The 20,196-nt window shown below is 63.8% G+C and carries 20 protein-coding genes and 1 tRNA gene; 13 read left to right on the plus strand and 8 right to left on the minus strand.

All coding sequences use genetic code 11. From position 1 onward, the window contains the following. The 12 genes from G3O01_RS38385 to G3O01_RS38440 all read left to right on the plus strand — a co-directional run. Window positions 1–248 (plus strand): hypothetical protein (locus G3O01_RS38385; RefSeq protein WP_205812508.1); only part of this gene is annotated, 248 nt, incomplete at its 5' end. A 1-nt stretch (window position 249) separates the two neighbouring features. Further along, complete coding sequence (locus G3O01_RS38390) at window positions 250–1,716, plus strand: efflux transporter outer membrane subunit (protein ID WP_205812510.1); 1,467 nt, start codon at window positions 250–252, stop codon at window positions 1,714–1,716. After that, complete coding sequence (locus G3O01_RS38395; protein ID WP_205812511.1) at window positions 1,713–3,062, plus strand: paraquat-inducible protein A; 1,350 nt, start codon at window positions 1,713–1,715, stop codon at window positions 3,060–3,062. The genes G3O01_RS38390 and G3O01_RS38395 overlap by 4 nt, the downstream gene beginning before the upstream one ends. Beyond that, window positions 3,059–4,663 (plus strand): MlaD family protein, encoded by a 1,605-nt coding sequence (locus G3O01_RS38400; RefSeq protein ID WP_205812517.1) that lies wholly within the window; start codon window positions 3,059–3,061, stop codon window positions 4,661–4,663. The genes G3O01_RS38395 and G3O01_RS38400 overlap by 4 nt, the downstream gene beginning before the upstream one ends. Continuing rightward, entirely contained in the window at window positions 4,660–5,250 is a 591-nt protein-coding gene (locus G3O01_RS38405) for a PqiC family protein (RefSeq protein WP_346779254.1), read from the plus strand. Before G3O01_RS38400 ends, G3O01_RS38405 begins: the two co-directional genes overlap by 4 nt. 203 nt (window positions 5,251–5,453) lie before the next feature. Then, complete coding sequence (gene map, locus G3O01_RS38410) at window positions 5,454–6,239, plus strand: type I methionyl aminopeptidase (protein ID WP_205812518.1); 786 nt, start codon at window positions 5,454–5,456, stop codon at window positions 6,237–6,239. Window positions 6,240–6,486: 247 nt separating this feature from the next. Next, complete coding sequence (locus tag G3O01_RS38415; RefSeq protein WP_205812519.1) at window positions 6,487–7,038, plus strand: GNAT family N-acetyltransferase; 552 nt, start codon at window positions 6,487–6,489, stop codon at window positions 7,036–7,038. Window positions 7,039–7,219: 181 nt separating this feature from the next. Then, entirely contained in the window at window positions 7,220–8,011 is a 792-nt protein-coding gene (gene minC, locus G3O01_RS38420) for a septum site-determining protein MinC (protein WP_205812520.1), read from the plus strand. 89 nt (window positions 8,012–8,100) lie between these two features. Continuing rightward, window positions 8,101–8,916 carry a septum site-determining protein MinD gene (gene minD / locus G3O01_RS38425; RefSeq protein WP_007175863.1) on the plus strand — a complete coding sequence of 272 codons (816 nt, stop codon included), beginning with the start codon at window positions 8,101–8,103 and terminating at the stop codon, window positions 8,914–8,916. 14 nt (window positions 8,917–8,930) lie between these two features. Beyond that, a complete protein-coding gene (gene minE / locus G3O01_RS38430) occupies window positions 8,931–9,185 on the plus strand; it encodes a cell division topological specificity factor MinE (protein ID WP_007583338.1) in 255 nt (84 codons plus the stop codon). Window positions 9,186–9,426: 241 nt separating this feature from the next. Further along, entirely contained in the window at window positions 9,427–9,738 is a 312-nt protein-coding gene (locus tag G3O01_RS38435) for a YXWGXW repeat-containing protein (RefSeq protein WP_205812521.1), read from the plus strand. Window positions 9,739–10,005: 267 nt separating this feature from the next. Next, the gene (locus G3O01_RS38440; RefSeq protein ID WP_205812522.1) at window positions 10,006–10,281 is read left to right on the plus strand and encodes a hypothetical protein; all 276 of its coding nucleotides are present in this window, start codon (window positions 10,006–10,008) and stop codon (window positions 10,279–10,281) included. Between the two features lie 512 nt (window positions 10,282–10,793). Here G3O01_RS38440 and G3O01_RS38445 read toward each other — a convergent pair. Then, a complete protein-coding gene (locus G3O01_RS38445; protein WP_205812523.1) occupies window positions 10,794–12,176 on the minus strand; it encodes a chloride channel protein in 1,383 nt (460 codons plus the stop codon). 248 nt (window positions 12,177–12,424) lie between these two features. Here G3O01_RS38445 and waaC point away from each other — a divergent pair, with 248 nt between their 5' ends. Further along, window positions 12,425–13,432: a lipopolysaccharide heptosyltransferase I gene (waaC, locus tag G3O01_RS38450; protein WP_205812524.1), complete on the plus strand. Its 1,008-nt coding sequence runs from the start codon at window positions 12,425–12,427 to the stop codon at window positions 13,430–13,432. Between the two features lie 793 nt (window positions 13,433–14,225). On the opposite strand, the gene G3O01_RS38455 is transcribed toward waaC, so the two are convergent. The 7 genes from G3O01_RS38455 to rph form a co-directional block, all read right to left on the minus strand. Further along, window positions 14,226–14,405: a hypothetical protein gene (locus G3O01_RS38455; RefSeq protein ID WP_205812525.1), complete on the minus strand. Its 180-nt coding sequence runs from the start codon at window positions 14,403–14,405 to the stop codon at window positions 14,226–14,228. A gap of 256 nt (window positions 14,406–14,661) precedes the next feature. Continuing rightward, window positions 14,662–15,969, minus strand: a complete 1,308-nt coding sequence (locus G3O01_RS38460) for an MFS transporter (RefSeq protein ID WP_205812526.1) — start codon at window positions 15,967–15,969, stop codon at window positions 14,662–14,664. A 466-nt stretch (window positions 15,970–16,435) separates the two neighbouring features. Continuing rightward, the gene (locus tag G3O01_RS38465; RefSeq protein ID WP_205812527.1) at window positions 16,436–16,942 is read right to left on the minus strand and encodes a TonB family protein; all 507 of its coding nucleotides are present in this window, start codon (window positions 16,940–16,942) and stop codon (window positions 16,436–16,438) included. Window positions 16,943–17,181: 239 nt separating this feature from the next. After that, window positions 17,182–17,271: transfer RNA gene (locus G3O01_RS38470), tRNA-Ser, on the minus strand. Window positions 17,272–17,328: 57 nt separating this feature from the next. Then, window positions 17,329–18,543 carry a radical SAM family heme chaperone HemW gene (hemW, locus tag G3O01_RS38475; RefSeq protein WP_205812528.1) on the minus strand — a complete coding sequence of 405 codons (1,215 nt, stop codon included), beginning with the start codon at window positions 18,541–18,543 and terminating at the stop codon, window positions 17,329–17,331. After that, entirely contained in the window at window positions 18,540–19,178 is a 639-nt protein-coding gene (gene rdgB / locus G3O01_RS38480) for an RdgB/HAM1 family non-canonical purine NTP pyrophosphatase (RefSeq protein ID WP_205812529.1), read from the minus strand. Before rdgB ends, hemW begins: the two co-directional genes overlap by 4 nt. Further along, the gene (gene rph, locus G3O01_RS38485; protein ID WP_205812530.1) at window positions 19,175–19,912 is read right to left on the minus strand and encodes a ribonuclease PH; all 738 of its coding nucleotides are present in this window, start codon (window positions 19,910–19,912) and stop codon (window positions 19,175–19,177) included. The genes rdgB and rph overlap by 4 nt, the downstream gene beginning before the upstream one ends. Window positions 19,913–20,196: the final 284 nt, after the last annotated feature.

The following is a 20,196-nucleotide window of genomic DNA, read 5'->3' on the forward strand; positions in this document are numbered from 1 at the left end:
TGATCGGCGGGATGCTCGGGGCGACGGCGATTGCCGTGTTCTTTATTCCGATGTTCTTCTACGTGCTGGAGACGATGTCGGAACGCTCGGAGAAGAAGAAGGCCAAGAAGGCGGGCGATGTGCCGCCTTCTGCGCCGGGTCCGGGTTCAACGCCGGGAGAACCGCCGAAGGTGCCGCCGTCAGCGGGCGGCCCGAAGCCAGGCGGCGGCCCGACCACCAACCCGTCCGCACCGCGCGAGGGCGACTGACATGCGCCGCGCCCTCGTTCTCTGCGTGCCGTGCGTGCTGCTGCTGGGCGGCTGCCTGCTCGGGCCGAACTACTCGCGCCCGCCGCTCGACGTGCCCGCGACCTACCGCTTCCCGGACCACTACGCGGCCGACATCGCGAATACCGAATGGTGGAAACAGTTCGACGACCCGGTGCTCAATGAGCTGATCACCACGGCACTCGCAAACAACAACGACGTGAAAGTCGCCGCCGCGCGCGTCGACCAGTTCCTCGGCCAGTTCGTCACCACGCGCGCGGCGCTCCTGCCGCAGGTCAACGCGGGCTTCGACGCCGAACGTCAGCGTCTCTCGACGTCCTCGTCGCCGCTGCTCGCGAACGTGCAGAACCCCGTGTTCAACACGTATCAGGTGGCGCTGTCGGCGTCGTGGGAGATTGACCTGTTCGGCCGCAACCGGCGGCTGACGGAATCCGCACGCGCGAGCCTGCTGTCGACGGAAGAAGCGAAGCGCGGCACGGTCCTCACGCTGGTGTCGTCGGTGGCCTCGTCGTATATCAATCTGCGCAGTCTCGACCGGCAGCTGGAGATCGCGAAAGCGACTACAGACAGCCGCGCCGAATCCGTGCGTGTGTTCGAACTGCGCTTCAGGGGCGGCGAGGTGTCGCAGATGGAACTCGCGCAGAGCCAGTCCGAATACGAGGCATCGCGGGCGGCGATTCCGCAGCTCGAGGCACAGATCGCGCAGCAGGAAGACGCGCTCTCCGTGCTGCTCGGGCGCAATCCGGGCGACATCCTGCGCGGGCGCACGCTCGCCGAACTCGCGGCGCCGGCCGTGCCCGCCGGGCTGCCGTCGGATCTGCTCGAGCGGCGTCCGGACCTGCGCCAGGCCGAGCAGGATCTGGTGGCGGCGAACGCGCAGATCGGGGCCGCGAAGGCGCTGTATTTCCCGCAGATTTCGATCACGGGCCTGTTCGGCACGCAAAGCGGCCAGTTCTCGAAGCTCTTCACGGGGCCGGCGCGCGTGTGGTCGTTTGCGGGGTCGGTGACGCAGCCGATCTTCGAAGGCGGCGCGATCGCCGGTCAGGTGAAACAGGCTGAGGCGGTGCAGCAGCAGGCGCTGTATTCGTATCGCAAGGCGATCCAGGTCGCGTTCCAGGAAGTCGACGATGCGCTGATCTCGTCGCAGAAGCTGCGCGAGCAGTTCGATGTGCAGGAGCGGCAGGTGCAGGCGCTGGCCACGTACGCGCATCTGGCAAGGCTGCGCTATGAGGGCGGCTACACGAGCTATATCGAGGTGCTCGATGCCGAGCGCAGTCTGTTCAACGCGCAGTTGAGCGAGACGCAGACGCAGGCGGGCGTGCTGGGGTCATACGTGAACCTGTACAAGGCGATGGGCGGCGGCTGGGTCGTCACGGCCGAAGGGCTGACGACGCAGTCGGCGCAGACGCAACAACCCGGCGGCGATGCCGCTGCGCAGAGTGCGAAATGAGCGATGCAGCCACTTCGACCTATCTCGGTCACGCTACCCGCACGCCTGTGATTGCCTGCCACGAGTGCGACCTGCTGCAGCGCGAGAGCGCCGTGCCGCCCGAAGGCGTGCTGCGCTGCTGCCGCTGCCGCGCGACGCTGTACCGGCATCACGCGAACAGTCTCGATCGCACGCTCGCTTATGCACTCGCCGCCTGTGTGCTGTGGATCGTGTCGAACGGGTTTCCGATCGTCGGCCTCGCGGTGAACGGCGATCTCGTCGAGACGACGATGTTCGGCGCAGTACGCGTGCTGTATCGGGACGGCATGTGGCCGCTGTCGGCGCTGATCTTCATCACGACAATACTGATGCCCGCATGCCAGGCGCTCGGCCTGGTGTGGCTGCTGCTGCCGTTGCGGCTCGGACGCATGCCGTATCGCGCGGACGCCGTGTTCCGCGGGCTGCGCGTCGCGCAGGAATGGGGCATGACGGAAGTGCTGATTCTCGGTCTGCTCGTCGCGCTGGTGAAGCTCGCGCATATCGCATCGGTGGTGACGGGGCCGGCGTTGTGGTCGTTCGGCGCCCTGATGCTGATGCTCGCGGCCGCCGCGTCCGCGTTCGATACGCGCGACCTGTGGGCACGCCTTGAAGGTGTCCCCGATGCCGGCCCCGCGTTCGATAGCGACACACCGTTCCCCGCTGAAACGGCGGCGGCGTGCGGCCTCTCCGTGTGTCATGACTGCGGGCTGCTCGCGCGGATCCCGCGCTCGCAGGCACAAGACGAACGGGACGCGGCGAACCTGCATGCCGCCGTGCACGTGCCTGCTCATCCCGCGCACTGCGCGCGTTGCGGCGCGCACCTGCATCTTCGCAAGCCTGACAGCCTCGCGCGCACGTGGGCGTTTCTGATCGCGGCGATCATCCTCTACATCCCCGCCAACGTGCTGCCCGTGATGGACACGAGTTCGCTGTTCGGCGCGCAGGAGGACACGATCATGAGCGGCGTCGTGTATCTGTGGACGTCGGGTTCCTGGCCGCTCGCCGTACTTGTGTTCATCGCCAGCATTGCGGTGCCGATGCTGAAGATTCTCGCCATCGGCTTTCTGGCTAGCTCGGCGAATTTCCACTCGACGTGGCAGCCGGAGCAGCGCGCCCGCATCTACCGGATCGTCGAGCTGGTCGGGCGCTGGTCGATGCTCGATATCTACGTGATCGCCGTGCTCACGGCCCTCGTACAGTTCAATGCGCTCGCTACCGTGCGCGCCGGTCCGGCAGCGATCGCGTTCGGCTCGGTCGTCGTGCTGACGATGTTCGCCGCGCTGTCGTTCGATCCGCGCCTGACCTGGGACGCGAGGAAACCGGAATGAGCCGGCCGCCCGAGCTGCCCGACGCGATCGCCGTGCCGCGCAAGCGCTGGCGTATCTCGTGGATCTGGCTCGTGCCCATCGTCGCCGTGCTGATCGGCGTGTGGCTCGCGGTACAGGCCGTGTTGTCGCAAGGGCCGACCATCACGATCAGCTTCAAGACGGGCGAGGGGCTCGAAGCAGGCAAGACCAAAATCAAGTTCAAGGACGTCGACATCGGCGTCGTCAAGAAGGTGGCCTTGTCGAAGGACTATAAGCATGTCGTCGCGACCGCGGAACTCACGCGCGACGCCTCCGAGATGCTCGTCGACGATACGCGCTTCTGGGTCGAGCGGCCGCGCGTGGCGGGCGGCAACGTGTCGGGGATCGGTACGCTGCTGTCGGGCGCGTTCATCGGCATGGACATCGGTCATGCGAAGCACGAGCGCCACGACTATACGGGCCTCGAAACGCCGCCCGTGTTCGCGAGCGATGTGCCGGGCCGCGAGTTCGTGCTGAAAACGTCGAATCTCGCGTCGCTCGACGTCGGCTCGCCGGTGTATTTCCGGCGCCTGCGCGTGGGGCAGGTGACGGCGTTCGAACTCGACAAGGACGGCGGTGGCATCACGCTGCGCATTTTCGTGAACGCGCCGTACGATCGCTACGTGAAGAACGATTCGCGCTTCTGGGAAGCGGGTGGCATCGACGTCTCGCTCGGCACGGAAGGCGTGAAGATCAACACGCAGTCGCTGGTGTCGATCCTGATCGGCGGGCTGGCGTTTGAAACTCCAGCGGCGTCGCTGGCGGAATCCGAAGCGCCGGCGCGCACGTCGTTCACACTCTTCGCGACGCGCGCCGACGCGTTGAAGGTGCAAGACCGTATCGTCGATACCTACGTGCTCAATTTCAAGGAATCGGTGCGTGGGCTGACGGTGGGTGCGCCCGTCGATTTCCGCGGCATCGTGCTTGGCGAGGTGTCGGCAATCTATACGCGCTTCGATCCCGTCACGAAACAGATCAGCATTCCCGTCGAGATCAAGTTCTATCCGGAGCGCTTCACGTCGCGCTATTCGGGCGACAAGCCAGGCAGCGGACGCGTGATGCGCGATCCGAAGGAGATCGCGGATTTCCTCGTGGCGCGCGGTTTCCGTGGACAGCTGAAGACAGGCAGCCTGCTGACGGGCCAGCTCTACGTCTCGTTCGATTTCTTCCCGCACGCGCAGAAGGCGAGCGTCGACTGGAGCCGCACGCCGGCCGAGTTGCCGACCGAGCCGAGCGGATTGCAGTCGCTGCAGGAATCAATCAACCGGATCATGGCGCGGATCGACAAACTGCCGCTCGAGCAGATCGGCAAGAACACGCAGCAGACACTCGCCGACGCGGGCGCGCTGATGCGGAGCCTCAACACGCAGGTCGTGCCGCAGGCGAAGAGCACGCTGTCGGCGGCGCAGGCCACGCTCAACTCGGCGAACAGCGCGCTGGCGCCCGATTCGACGCTGCAGCAGGACACGAGTGACGCAATCCGCGAACTCGCGCGCACGGCCGCGTCGTTCCGCGCGCTCTCGGATTATCTGCAACGCCATCCGGAAGCGCTGCTGCGAGGCAAACAGGAGGACGCAAAGTGAAGCGATCGATGCTCCCGCGCGGCACATGTGTTTGCGTCGCGCTTATCCTCGCCGCGTGCAGTTCGCCGCGCTCGAACTTCTATACGCTGAGTCCCGATTCGACACTCGATACGTCGAGCGTGCCGTTGGGGGTATCGGTGGTGGTCGGGCCGGTCACAGTGCCCGAACTGGTCGACCGGCCGCAGCTCGTTACGCGCGTGTCAGGCAACGAGGTGAAGCTCAACGAGTTCTCGCGCTGGGGCGAGCCGCTCAAGAGCGGTGTCGCCGACGTGATCGCCGCTGACCTGACCCGCCTGCTCGGCTCGCCGCGCGTGTCGGTATCGTCTCAGACGGTGGCGGGCACGGAGGCGTGCCGCGTGCGCGTCGATATCGTGCAGTTCGATTCGATGCCGGGCGAAGCCGTCGCGGTGGACGCAATCTGGACGGTGCGTGTCGCGGGCCGCAAGGACTTGCTGACGGGCCGCTCGACGGTGCGCGAGCCGGTACAGGGCGCCGACGACGCGGCGCTCGTCGCCGCGCACAGCCGTGCGCTCGCGGCCGTGAGCCGCGACATCGCCGCGGCCATCCGGCGCTCGCCGCCGGGCTGATGCGCGCCGGTCGCTGCAAGGTCCGAGGCGGCCGCGCGGGCAGACTCTGTACAATGGCCTGATCGACAACCGCGCGCATGGCTGCGATGCGGGCCATTCCTCGCCAGGCGGCGGCGCCCTGAAGCGCATGATTCCCGCCTGACTGCCCGTCGCAGACGACGCTGAACGCGTCGCGCCATGTGTGCCGCCTACGCTTTTCCGACATGGCCATCACCTACAAGACTCCCGAAGACATCGCGCGCCTGCGCATCTCAGGCCGGCTCGCCGCCGACGTGCTCGCCATGATCGGCGAGCATGTGAAGCCAGGCATCTCGACGGGCGAACTCGACGCGATCTGCCACGACTACATCGTCAACACGCAGAAGGCGATCGCCGCGAACGTCGGCTATATGGGCTTTCCGAAGACGGTGTGCACGTCGGTGAATTCCGTCGTGTGCCACGGCATTCCCGATCGCGGCGAAGTCCTCAAGGACGGCGACATCATCAATATCGACGTGGCCGTCATCAAGGACGGCTATTTCGGCGACACCAGCCGCATGTACACGGTCGGCGAGCCGAGCACCGTCGCGCGGCAACTGATCGACACGACCTATGAGGCGATGCTCGAAGGCATCCGCCAGGTGAAGCCGGGCGCGACGCTCGGCGACGTCGGTTATGCAATCCAGAAGATCGCGCAGCGTGAAGGCTTTTCGATCGTGCGCGACTACTGCGGCCACGGCATCGGCAAGGTCTATCACGAAGACCCGCAGGTCCTGCACTACGGCCAGCCGGGGCAGGGCGTGCGCCTGAAGCCGGGCATGGTCTTCACGATCGAGCCGATGATCAACGCGGGCCGCGCCGGCACGACGGTGATGCGCGACGGCTGGACGGTCGTCACCAAGGACCGCTCGTTGTCCGCGCAGTGGGAGCACATGGTTGCCGTCACAGACAACGGCTACGAGCTGCTCACGCCGTGGCCTGACGGCACGGGAAGCTACGAAGCGCCTTGATACGCATTGAAGCACTGCGGCACGCCGCTGGCCTGTATCGGCGCCAGCCGGCGTGGTCATTCGCAGCCGCCCGCGGCGTTGCAATGCAAAACGCCTGACAAGGCGCGTGCCGCTTTTGCGAGCCTGTGTCAACCCATGCGTGCTGGCTCGCACTGCGCCGAATTAAAGATTTGACTCAAGCGTCGGTTCGGTTGAAGCTACGCGCTAGACCCCGATGACACAAGGGATTTAAGGGATTTTCGACCGCATGAGTCCTTCACTGACCGTTCGCCGCATCGCAGCCGATCAGGGCGCCGTCTTCCGCGAGCTTCGTACCGCTTCGCTGCGCGAAGCGCCTTACGCGTTCGGCGAGACGCTCGAAGAAGCGCTGTCGGCCGATGCGTCCAGGTTCGAAGAGACGGCCGCGCGCCACGCCGCGTCCGCCACCTCGACCTCGTTCATCCTTTACACGGAAGGGCATCCCGCCGGTCTGATCGACGCGTGTTTCGAAGACGCGCCGTCGCACCGCGCGTTCGTCAGCGAGTTGTGGGTCGCGCCGGCCGTGCGCCATCTGCGTGGCGGGGAACTGCTGGTCAACACCGCCAGCGGCTGGCTTGCCGGAGCGGGCGCCGCGGAAATCTACGCGTGGATCGCCGACGAAAACCGTAACGCCATGCGCTTCTACGAACGCCTCGGCTTCGGCCCGACCGGCGAGCACGAACGCATTGCCCGCGCGCCCGACCAGTTCCAGACGCTGCTCGTGCGGCATGTGCCGCAGGAAGCGGCATCCGGCGACTTCACGCACGGGCAAACCGGCTAGCCACCTCCCTGGCCGTTTTCAACGCGCGCCGTTCGCGCACGTCTTTCCCACTTTTTGTCGATCCATGCCGCCGCGGCAAGCACGTGCGCGGCATTTTCCTGTCGCGTGAAGACTTATTGGCAAAAAAGCTCACCGTTCGCCTGGACGCCTGTAAAATACGCAAAATTTTTTGCCGAACGCTATGTCGCCCAGGAAATCGCCATTTTTTGAACTGCGCAGTGGCGCGGTCGACACGCTGCTGTTTGTCGTCAAGACGACCAACCTCGAAGAGATGCGTGCCGAGCTGAACCGGCGCTTCGAGGCGACGCCCGAATTCTTCGCGAACGACACCGTGGCGATCGACGTGCGCCGTCTTGCAGAAAACGAGCGCGTGCCGCTCGCGGATATCGCGAAGCTGCTGGACAGCGTGCGCATGCGTCCGATCGGCGTGGTCGCCGACAGCGCGCAGCACGCATGGGCGAACGAGGCAGGGTTGCCGCTGCTCGATGCGCGCGACCCGCGTCCGGGCAAGGGCAGTGGCGATGAAAGCGGCGAAGCCACAGCTGCGACAAAAATAGAAGCGGTTCCCGCTCCCGCAACGCAGGTTGCGGAGCCGGCAGCATCGGACGCGACCGAACCCGTGCGCATCGGCACCTCGTCGCAGACCACGGTGATCGACAAGCCGCTGCGTTCCGGCCAGCGCATCTACGCGAAGGGCGATCTGGTCGTGCTCGGCATGGTGAGCAACGGCGCCGAAGTGATCGCGGAAGGCAACATCCATATTTACGCGCCGTTGCGCGGCCGCGCGCTCGCGGGCGTGCACGGCAATCACGACGCGCGCATCTTCTGCACGTGCCTCGAACCGGAACTGATCTCGATCGCGGGCATCTACCGGACGACCGAGAACCCGCTGCCTGCCGACGTGCTCGGCAAGCCGGTGCAGATCTGGCTCGACGAAGAAAAACTGATGATCGAACCGCTGCGGCTCACCTGACGCGTGGGCCGCGCATGCAGTGTGCGCGTCGCGCGATGGAACTCCCGCCGGACTCAATAGACGAATTGACGAACACAAGGTAAAGGGTAATGGCAAAAATCATTGTGGTGACTTCGGGCAAGGGTGGCGTAGGCAAGACGACCACGAGCGCGAGCTTCGCCTCCGCGCTCGCATTGCGTGGCTCGAAAACGGCAGTGATCGATTTCGACGTCGGTCTGCGCAATCTCGATCTCATCATGGGTTGCGAGCGTCGCGTGGTGTACGACCTGATCAACGTGATCCAGGGCGAAGCCAACCTCAATCAGGCGCTGATCAAGGACAAGAAGTGCGAGAACCTCTTCATCCTCCCGGCGTCGCAGACGCGCGATAAAGACGCGCTGACGATGGAAGGTGTCGAGAAGGTCATCAACGACCTGATCGCGATGGACTTCGAATACATCGTCTGCGATTCGCCGGCGGGCATCGAATCGGGCGCGCTGCTCGCGATGCACTTCGCGGACGAAGCGCTGATCGTGACGAACCCGGAAGTGTCGTCGGTGCGCGACTCGGATCGCATTCTCGGCATTCTGTCGTCGAAGACGAAGCGTGCGATCGAAGGCAAGGAGCCGATCAAGGAACACCTGCTGATCACGCGCTACAACCCGAAGCGTGTGAGCGAAGGTGAAATGCTGTCGCTCACCGACATTCAGGAAATCCTGCGCATCGATCTGATCGGCGTGATTCCGGAATCGGAAGCCGTGCTGCACGCGTCGAACCAGGGCTTGCCGGCTGTGCACCTCGACGGCACGGATGTCGCAGAAGCGTACAAGGATGTCGTGTCGCGTTTCCTTGGCGAGCAGAAGTCGCTTCGCTTTACCGATTACCAGAAGCCAGGCCTGCTGCAGCGCCTCTTCGGCACCAAGTAAGGGGGGCGCACGTGATGTCGATTCTTTCCTTTTTGCTGGGCGAGAAGAAGAAGTCCGCGTCGATAGCGAAGGAACGCCTGCAGCTGATCATCGCGCATGAGCGCGTGGGCGGCAAAGCGCCCGCCGATTATCTGCCCGCGTTGCAACGTGAGCTCGTCGCTGTGATTTCGAAGTACGTGAAGATTTCCGACGACGATATCCGCGTCAATCTCGAACGTCACGACGACCTCGAAGTGCTTGAGGTCAAGATCGAGATTCCGCAGGCTTGATTGGTCCGTAGTCTGTAACTTTTCGTTCTCTCGCTTTTTCATCGTCTGATGCGCGCCGCTGTCTGAGGTGGCGCGCATCTGTCATGTCCGCGTTTTTGCGCGCGTCTCTGTCGTCTGAATCCCCCGAAATAATCCGTTGCACTTGAGGGCATGCCGTTACACGGCCACTGTCAGCGTTTTCGTCACCTCGCGCATTGAACTGGCAACGCCGTCATTCGGTGCTGACACAAGGGGTGAAAACATGAACAGGTCGATTCGTTTGCTCGCTGCTTCCGCTGTGCTGGTGATGTCCGGTTTGTCTGCTGCTGCTTCGGCTTCGGCGGCCGAGGTAATCGTCGTGGCGCCGTCGGCGCCGCCCGTGGAGCGCTTCGAAGCCGTGCCTGCGCCGCGCGTCGGCTATGTGTGGGACAAGGGCCACTGGCGCTGGGATCACGGCCGTTACGTATGGGTGCAGGGTCACTGGCAGGCCGAGCGCGTCGGCTATCACTGGGTGCCGGGCCACTGGGTCGCGCATGGACCGAACTGGCGGTGGGTGGGCGGCCACTGGGCCTGATGTGTGAATGATCATCGAACGGGTAGCGATGGCGCGTGCTGATGGCATCGCGTGCTGCTATCGGCCCGTTCTTCTTACGCGCCCAAGAGCGCGATTATTCGCAACCTACAAGGGAGCTGTCATATGAGAAAAAGGACCTTGCTCGTGATCGTCGCGATGGCGGTTACGTTGGCTGGTTGCGTCGTCGTGCCGGCACGGCCGGTGTATTACCATCCGGTGGGTGTTGTCGTGTATTGACGAATGGGGAGGTCGGGGGACGGTTTTGATTTGGCCGTCGCCCGATTTTTTTTGGGCTTTTTGATTGTCTTGCGACGCTGGTTTGGTTTTTATGGCTTTTTCGCTGGCATCCGCGGTTTGTTATCGGTGGTTCAGGCGTTGCCCCTGTGCGGGGCGGCACTTACTTTCTTTGCCGCCGCAAAGAAAGTAAGCAAAGAAAGCGGGCTAACACCGCCCGTTCTCAACCACTGCCTGAGGACCCCCAACGGTTCCTCTGCTTCACATGGCAACTTCCCGGTCACCGCCCGTTGCCAGCGCTTCGGCTAGGCGCCTCACCTACTTCAAACACCCGTACAACTGCCAGCGGCAGCGAATGGTTACGGCCGCCCAGGTGGCAAACTGTGTGTAGGTCGTAGTACTTCACGCGTCAGCGCTCCTACGACACCGATCCTGCTTCCGAGCGGCCCACCTTGGTTTTCAGTCCGGAGTGAAGCGCATACGCCACGACAGCCGACACACAGTTTGCCGCTATAGAACGTGGGCGATTTGATCGCGTGTATGGCGACGCGGGAGCGTGCAGCGGGTGAGGCGCTGTTTCAAGGCGCTGGCAACGGGCATTGAGAAGAACGTTGCCGCGAACGGGACGGGGCCGTTGGGGGCCCGTGGGCAAAGAGAAGAACTAGCGGTGTTCAGCGGCTTTCTTTTGCCTACTTTTCTTTGCCGCGGCAAAGAAAAGTAGGTGCCGCCCCGCACAGGGGCAACGCCTGCGCCGCGTAGGCGCTAACGCGGATGCCAGCGAAAACCCAGGCAAACCAAACCAAACCAAACCAACCTCAACATCATTCCTTCGCTTCACTGCGCGTCTCAGACTGCCCAGCTGACGACACGTCTTCCTCCTCCTGAGCGCCAGCAACAGACTCAGCCGCAGACGGCGTCATATACCGATTCGCCAACGCCTCATACAACGGCGGCGCGAACATCCCCGAAATCCGGCTCGACACGAGCGCCGTCGCCATCAACGAAATCACCAGCGCGTGCCCGTTGATCATTTCCATCACAATCACAAACGACGTGATCGGCGATTGCGTGACGGCAGCCAGATAGCCAACCATCGCGAGTGCGATCAGCATCGGCAATTGCATGTCGCTGAACGCCATGTGCAGCACGTTGCCGAAGCCCGCGCCGATCGACAGCGACGGCGCAAAAATGCCGCCTGGAATGCCCGGCAGATACGAGCCGATCATCGACGCCATCTTCAGCAGCGGATAGAACACCGACAGCTGCTCGGTACCGTAAAGCAGCCCGCGCGCTTCCGCATAGCCGCTGCCGAAAGTCGTACCGCCCGACACGAGCCCGATCACCGCGATGACGAGACCACACAACGCGGCGAACGCGACGGGCCGCTCGCTGTTCAGGCGGCGCAGCGGCTCCGGTATCCAGCGTTGGGTGTTCAGCAGCAGCCAGCCAAACACGCCGCCCGCGATGCCCGTGACGATCCCCGTAATGACGACCGCGACCGCGAGCGAATCAGGGAAATGCGTGCCGATGTCGATCGTGCCGAAGTACGTGTAGTTGCCGTTGAACCCGAGCGCAATAATGCCGGCGATGATAATGGCCGTGATCAGCACGCCGCTCGCGCGCGCTTCGAAACTGCGCGTGAGTTCTTCGATCGCGAACACAATGCCCGCGAGCGGCGTGTTGAAAGCCGCTGAAAGCCCCGCCGCCGCGCCCGCCAGCACCAGTTGCCGTTCAATCTGCGCATTCGAGCGCGGATAAAGACGGCGCAGATTGAACATCAGCGCTGCGCCGACCTGCACGGTTGGCCCCTCGCGCCCGATCGTGAAGCCGCCGAGAATCGCGAGAAATGACACGAGAATCTTGCCGATCAGAATCGGGAAGGTGAGCAGCCGCATGCCGGCTGCACTCGTGTTCGAATGCAGCGTCGCGATGACCTGTGAGATGCCGCTGCCCTCGGCGCCCTGAAAGAAACGCCGCGTAAGCCAGACCGACACGGCGGCGACGGCGGGCGTCAGCAGCAGCGTGAGCCAGCGGTGCTCGTTTTGCAGATGGAGGAAAGCGTTGTAGCCGACGTCGATCAGCCGCGCATAGTAGACGGCGATGAGACCGACAGCGATCGCGCCCAGCCAGAAGATGCCGTACTGACGCCACAGACGTCGTACGCGCCGGCCGATGCTCGAGGACAGCAGAGGTGTCCGTGCCATGGGGAGTCGGGCTGGGAAGTTGGGCAAATTATAGCCGCGTAGCAGGCGGCTACGGGCCCAAAGCGCAGGATGACTTCCGGATACGGGCAGGAGCGACGGCTAAGCGGCTTGCGGACTGTCAAGCCGGGTAACGTCTGGTAACGACAGAACAGCTCCGGCAAGATTTGCTGCTGCCCATTTTGCGGGCAATTATCGAGATGGTCGGCTAAAATTGCAGATTGCACCCCAGCAGCCAAATCGGGCACTCAATGAAGCGAATTCTCATCGTCAAGGTCACCTCCATGGGCGACGTGATACAGGCTCAGCCGATCGTATCGGATCTGAAGCGTGCGTTCCCCGGCGTCGAGGTCGACTGGGCGGTGGACGAGTCCTTTGCGGAAATCGCCCGCTGGAATCCCGGCACCGACCGCGTGCTGGCGGCGCCTCTGCGCCGCTTCAAGAAGGCGCGCCACTGGGCGGACTTCAAGGCGATCGCGCAGTCCATCGGCGAATTGCGCGCGCACCGGTATGACGTCGCGCTCGATATTCACGGTGTCTACAAGAGCGCGATCATTTCGTTCCTGTCGCGTTCCCGCAAGCGTCTCGGCTATCGCAACAAGCATCTTGGTGAGCGCGGCGCTGCGTTCGCCTATAACGGCCGCTTTGCGCCGACGCTCGACCGCAACGCGTGGAGCGGAATGCGCGACACCGTCAGCACGGCGCTCGGCTATTCGCTCGACGGCCCCGCCGACTACAACCTGCATATTCCCGCGCCCGCCAAACCGATCGTCGAAACGGGCGGCCGGCCGCTCGCGATGCTGTTCCACGCGGCCTCCAAGGACGACAAGAAGTGGCCCGCGTCGCACTGGATCGCGATCGCGCAAGAACTGGTGCGGCGGGGCTTCTACGTGGTCGTGCCGTGGGGATCGCCCGCCGAGCGCAGCGAGGGAATGGCGATCGCCGATCAGGTGGAAGGCGTGGACTTGCTGCCGAAGCTGAGCGTCACGGAAATCGCCCAGGTCATTGCAGCGTCGGACTTCGTGATCGGCGTCGATACGGGCTTCGTCCACCTGGCGCATGCGCTCGGCAAGCGCACGGTAATGATTTTTATCGCGACGTCGCGGGAAACGTTCGGCAACAACGTGCCGTTCCGGTCGGTATCGATTGGGGATGGCAACTCGGTGCCGCCCATTTCCGAGGCGCTGGCCGCCATCGATCACGTGCATGCCGATCCGCTGGGCCTTGATGGAAAGGGCGCGTCGATGGCAGCGGCCTGAGGCCGCAGGGCAAGCGGGCGGAACCGTAGAAAAAAGAAAAGAGGCGCACGCGCAGTTCGTCCAATTTCGGGACGCCGTCGCGAGACGCCTCTGAAAAGCCCGCGCCTGAAGCGCGCGGACCGAGAGGAAACCTGCAGAACAAACCGGTACAACATCCGTAGAGACCGCACGGATGTGGACAAGTTCAAACATTTTTCGACTTTTTTATTCGTTTTCTGCGGTGACGCTGCGCGCCGTGTCCGCGTGTCTCCTCGACCGTGATGTGCGAACGATGGATGTTCGCCGTGGTACTGCGCGCCCGCGCTACGGTTCGCGTCCATTACACGCCTGTTAAAACTGTCGCTTTTGTTTCGGCTTTCGGTAACGCGTTTGGCGCGTCCCGGCGGCGCCAGCGCTGCGACACGTTCTCAATCCTTCGAAGCCAGGCCCGCCAAAGCGCTACAGGCGGTCCTCATGCGTTCCGACTCGCCCCAAGTCATGCCGTCTGTGCGTGATGTCGACGGTTCGCCGCGCCGCGCGGTGCTCTGCGCGTGTAACACAAGCCCGGCGGATGCTTACAAATTGCAACGGTCGCCCCTGTCAGGTTCGTGTTCAATCGAGGTCATTCGGGGTTCGCTCGAATAAAACGACACTGACTCAAAAAGGGAGAAGAACGTGAAACGCTTGATCTTGGCTGTGGTGACGGGCGCGCTGCTGGCGGCATCGCTGAGCGGTTGTATCGTGGTACCGGACGGTGGCTATCACCATCACGGCTACTACTACCGCTGATCGGGCGACGGGTGCTGATGGTCGCTCAGGCCATCAGTATTTCGAAGGCGACGACGGCGGCGATGGCAGCCGCATTGGCAAATACGGCTTCGACGACGATCCCTTTCCAGCTCGCCGGCTTGAAGCGCAATGCAAGCAGCAACGAACCGAGTAGCGCCAGCGCGATGATGACGACGACATCTGCGTTGCTCAAATGAAAGTTCATCGACGCCTCCCCGGCAGCGTGGCTGCCTGACCGCCTGTTTGACCTGCTTTGATGCGAGCGCTTTGACTCGAGTATAGGCATGTCAAAAAGGCGCACAAGCAAGGGAGTTTCCCTGTTTTCGTTGGTCCCGACTCAAGCTTTCGCGGGTCCTGGAGCGGTGAGCCAGCTTTGAAAGTCTCTCGAAAACAAAACGGCCCCGGCGCAATGCATCGCGCCGGGGCCGTTCTGCTTCTGACTCGTGCGAACGACGGATGGCTTACATCAGCTGTGCGTCACGCGTCTCACGCATGCACATGACGCCGACGAGGCTCAGCACGGCGGCAGCGGACACATACATGCCGACCCACGACAGACCGCCCTGTGCCGCGAGCATCTGCGCGATGTACGGCGCCACCGATGCGCCCAGGATCCCGCCCAGGTTGTACGCGACACCCGCGCCCGTGTAGCGCACGTTGGTCGGGAACAGCTCGGGCAGCAACGCGCCCATCGGTGCGAACGTGACGCCCATCAGGAACAGCTCGATGATAAGGAACAGCTGGATCTGCGGAGTCGAGCCGCTGCCGAGCAACGGCGCCATCGTGAAGCCCGACAGGATCGCCGCGATGCAGCCGACGATCAGCACCGGCTTGCGGCCGAAACGGTCGCTGGCCCATGCGGAGAGTGGCGTCGCAAGCGCCATGAAGACGACCGCGACGCACAGCATGCCGAGGAAGCTCTGACGCGAGATATGCAGCGCCGATACGCCGTACGACAGCGAGAACACCGTCGAGATATAGAACAGCGTGTAGCAGACGACCATCGCGAATGCGCCGAGCATCACCGGACCGAGATGGCGGCTGAGCAGCGTCGCGACGGGCACGCGGACGCGTTCCTGACGGTCGATCGCCGCCTGGAACGCCGGCGTTTCCGCGATTTTCAGGCGCACGTACAGGCCGAGCGCAACCAGCACCGCGCTGACGATAAACGGCACGCGCCAGCCCCAGCTGCGGAACTGCTCATCGGACAGCGACAGCGCGAGGCCGAAGAACAGGCCGTTGGAGGCGAGAAAGCCGATCGACGGCCCGAGCTGCGGGAACATGCCGAACCAGCCGCGCTTGCCGGCGGGTGCGTTCTCGGTGGCGAGCAGGGCGGCGCCGCCCCATTCGCCGCCGAGGCCGATGCCCTGGCCGAAGCGCAATACGCACAGCAGGATCGGCGCGAGACTGCCGATCGAATCGTAGCCGGGGACGAAGCCGATCAGCGTCGTCGACAGGCCCATGACGAGCAGCGACGCGACGAGCGTCGATTTGCGGCCGATGCGGTCGCCAAAGTGACCAAACAGGAACGAGCCGATAGGCCGCGCGATGAACGCGATGCCGAACGTGACGAACGCCGACAGCGCCTGGGCAGTTGCCGAGCCGTGCGGGAAGAACACCGGGCCGATGACGAGCGCGGCGGCCGTCGCGTAGACGTAGAAGTCGTAGAACTCGATTGCAGTGCCGATGAAGCTCGCGAAGATCACGCGCGACGCGCTGCTCTTGTGTCCGGCGCCGGGCTGGGCGCTGGAAAGGGGTGAGGTGGACATGCAGGGTCTCCAGATGTCGTGACGCAGCCGCGGGGCGGGCGGTGCGCCTTTGTGTGTTTAAGTGTGGTGCGAAGCGGGTGCGCGCGCAATCGTGCGGACTTCAGGGCGAACGGTAATGCGGGCGGACTTGCGACGCGAGACGTTGCATGCGCAACGAGTCGACAGATTGCAAAGTGCTGACGGGCTTATACGCCGTGTACGTCGAGAAAGGCGAAGCGGCGCAGCACGATGCAATCCGGGCGGACGCGCGCGCGGGTGGCGCGGCACGTGACGGTCGGGCTGCGCGGGGCGGGCGGGTGAGCTTGCGGCGCGCAGCAAAGGCCAGAGAATCCGGCAGATATTTAAAAAATTATAACGAGGGCGGGTGACGTGCAGCAAGGCGCACGCATCGCGTGATGCACTGCGCCGTGTGCAGGTTCGCTTACGTGGCCCGGCGTTCGGAAACGCCGGGGCATCGAGCGAGGTTTCAATCGATCGTTTGTGCCTGCGGCGACGCGTAGGTGCGCAGCTGGAACTTGCCGTTGTCGTTGAAGAGCCAGTCTTCGAACAGTTCGACCTGACCTTTCGCGTTCAGCAGTTTCGACGGCGGCAGAGGCAAGGGCGCCGAGCGGCGCAAGGTCGTGAGCGCCGTGCTCTCCGCTTCGTCGTCGCCGTTTGTGCGAAACACGTTCGACGCGACGATCTGTCCATTGCGATCCACGACGAACGACACCACAACGAGCGAGCGCAGCATCGCCTGCGGATTGCCGCGCAGCACATACGACGGGTTGCGTTCGAGGATACGTTGCGCAACCGCCGAGCGGTACTGGTCGAGCGACTGGCTGTTGATCGCGGCAGGCGGCGGCGCGACGGCCGCGGCATTCGGCGGAGGCGTTACGGTGAAGCTGCAGCCGGCGCCGAGGAGCGCAAGAGCGAGTGCCGCTGCTCGCCTGAACGTTGGGGTGATGCGGCCTGAAAGCGAGAGGGTGGACATCGCATTAACTCGCACGCGAGATGTATCTTCATCGTAGACGATGCGTGTTGCGATTCAATGATCGTTGCTACCGATGTGAGGGGTAGCGCGCGATGTGCTGGTGATGAACGCTAACGTGACCAAGCGCGATGATCTCGCGGTCTGGGCGACACGGACGAAATGTAGAGGAAGTTTTCGCGAGACGCGACGTTTGCCTGAAGGTTTGCCTGAAGCAGAGCGCAAACGTGCATAAGAGAATCTGGCGGAGGGTGTGGGATTCGAACCCACGGAGGCCGTAAAGCCTCGCCGGTTTTCAAGACCGGTGCATTCAACCGCTCTGCCAACCCTCCGAGCCGGAAATTGTAACCTGGAACGCTACCGCGACGGAAAACAAACCTGCCAGCCGATTACGAATCCTTCAAAAAGAGTTCTTGAAGATCATTGAGGAATGCCTGGCCCAACGGCGTCGGCGCGATCTTCTCGAAGTCGCGCGTGATCAGCCCACGGCGCTCTGCCTCCTGCAGCGCGGGCTCGATCGACGTCATCGGCAGTCCCGTTCGTTCGATGAACCGATGCACCGGAAACCCTTCCACCAGCCGCAGCGCGTTCAGCATGAACTCGAACGGCAGATCGCGCGCGCCGACTTCATGCTCTTCCTGCACCGCATTGCCCGAACGCGCTTCTTCGATGAACGTGGCGGGATGCTTGAAACGCATCTGCCGCAGGATGCGATTCGGAAACGACAGCTTCGTATGCGCGCCCGCACCGATGCCGAGATAGTCGCCGAAACGCCAGTAGTTCAGGTTGTGTTTGCTCTGCCGATGCGGCTTCGCATACGCCGACACCTCATAACGTCCGTAACCCGCTTCGCGCGTGCGCTCGTGAATCCAGTCCTGCATGTCGGCGGATGAATCGTCGTCGGGCAGCGGCGGCGGAAACTTCGCGAACAGCGTGTTCGGTTCGAGCGTCAGGTGATACAGCGACAGATGCGGCGGCGCGAACGACAACGCCGTTTCGATATCCGCCTGACATTCCGCCAACGTCTGCTTCGGCAGCGCGAACATCAGGTCGAGATTGAAGTTGTCGAAGGTCGTTGCCGCGACTTCGACGGCATGGCGTGCCTGCGCTGAATCGTGAATGCGGCCGAGCGCCTTCAGATGCGCTTCGTTGAAACTCTGGATGCCAACCGACAGCCGGTTCACGCCGCTCTTGCGGAATTGCGCGAACTTGTCGGCTTCGAACGTGCCGGGGTTCGCTTCGAGCGTGATCTCGGCGTCGGCATCGAGCGGCAGCAGCGCGCGCACGTCCGACAAGAGCCGGTCGAGCCCTTTCGCCGACAGCAAACTAGGCGTTCCGCCGCCGATGAACACCGTATGCACCTGCCGTCCCCACACGAGCGGCAGCGCCTGTTCGAGGTCGCTGCGCAGCGCGTCGAGGTAATCGTCTTCGGGGAACGCGCCGCCTTTCGATTCGTGCGAGTTGAAGTCGCAGTACGGGCACTTGCGCACGCACCACGGGAAGTGCACGTAAAGCGCGAGCGGCGGCAGTGAAGTCAGACGGATGCTGCCGGGCGATGAGAATGCCTGGACCACTCGGGCCCCCGTCGTCGATGCCTGGCTCACGCTTCCTCCTTCAGCCGCGCGAACAACTGCTGCAACGCAATCGCGCGATGACTGCTCGCATTCTTCACGGCCGGATCGAGTTCGGCCGCCGTCGCGTTCAATGCTGGCAAAAAGAAGTACGGATCGTAGCCGAAGCCGTTCGCGCCGCGCGGCGCGTCGAGCATCTCGCCGTGCCAGCGGCCTTCGGCGATCAGCGGCTCGGGGTCGTCCGCATGGCGCACGAGCGCGAGCACGCAGAAGTAATACGCGCGGCGATCGCTCACATCTTTCAGTTGTTCGACGAGGCGCGCATTGTTCGCCGCGTCGCTCTTTTCGCCGCCCGCAAGCTGCGCGTAACGCGCCGAATAGACGCCCGGTGCACCGCGCAACGCGCGCACGCACAGGCCGGAATCGTCGGCGAGCGCGGGCAGTCCCGTCAGCTTCGATGCATGACGCGCCTTCGTCAGCGCGTTCTCGACGAACGTCGGATGCGGCTCTTCCGCCTCAGGCACGTTCAACGCGCCTTGCGGAATCAGCTCGATCCCCGCCGTGCCGAACAGCGCCGCGAACTCGCGCAGCTTGCCCGCGTTGTTCGACGCGAGCACGATCTTGCACAGCGCGTTGTCCTGTCGCGCGTTGTCCTGTCGTTCACTCACCCTTCAACTCCAAGTGCTTCCTTCTGCTTCGCGATCAGCGTCGCGATGCCGCTCTGCGCGAGATCGAGCAGGCTGTTCATTTCGTCGCGCGAGAACGGCACGCCTTCGGCCGTACCCTGAATCTCGACGAAGCCGCCGTCGCCCGTCATCACGACGTTCATGTCGGTATCGCACTGCGAGTCTTCGTCGTAGTCGAGATCGAGCACCGGCAGACCGTCGAATACGCCAACCGAAATCGCCGCGACGTAGTCGTTGATCGGCGAGCTTTCGATGCGGCCCGTCGCGAGCAGCTTCGCGACCGCATCGTGCGCGGCGACGAAGGCGCCCGTGATGCTCGCCGTGCGCGTGCCGCCGTCGGCCTGGATCACGTCGCAATCGATATTGATGGTGCGCGCACCGAGCTTTTCGAGGTCGAACACCGAACGCAGCGCGCGGCCGATCAGGCGCTGGATTTCCTGAGTGCGGCCCGTCTGCTTGCCGCGCGCGGCTTCGCGGTCGCTGCGCGTATGCGTGGCGCGCGGCAGCATGCCGTATTCGGCCGTGAGCCAGCCCTGGCCGCGATCGCGCAGGAACGGCGGCACGCTTTCGGCGACGCTCGCCGTGCAGATCACCTTGGTATCGCCGAATTCGACCAGCACGGAGCCTTCCGCGTGCTTCGTGTAATGGCGCGTGATGCGCACGTCGCGCAGCTGGTCGGCGGCGCGGCCGCTGGGGCGTTTCGTGATGTCGTTCATCGTCGGAGAATGGGGAAGAGAGGGCGGAAGGAAACTGCAATTTTACCGCCGATCGCCGCGCGGCCGCCCGCGCGCTTCAACGCGATGCGCTATGGCAACCGCGTCGATCAGCAGCGCATGTTCGAGCACGTGAGAACGGCGGTGCTCCCGGGCTTACCCGAAGGCCGCGTCCGGCGGGTGTCGTCGGCAAAAATGGGATAATGCGCGTTCCCCGCCTCGCGTCTCGTAAACGCCGGGCGACTCGAATCCCTGGTCGTGCGATGTGATCCACTTTCCCACGTTCG

It is taken from the genome of Burkholderia sp. Ac-20365 (assembly GCF_017104715.1).
Taxonomy (GTDB): Bacteria; Pseudomonadota; Gammaproteobacteria; order Burkholderiales; family Burkholderiaceae; genus Paraburkholderia.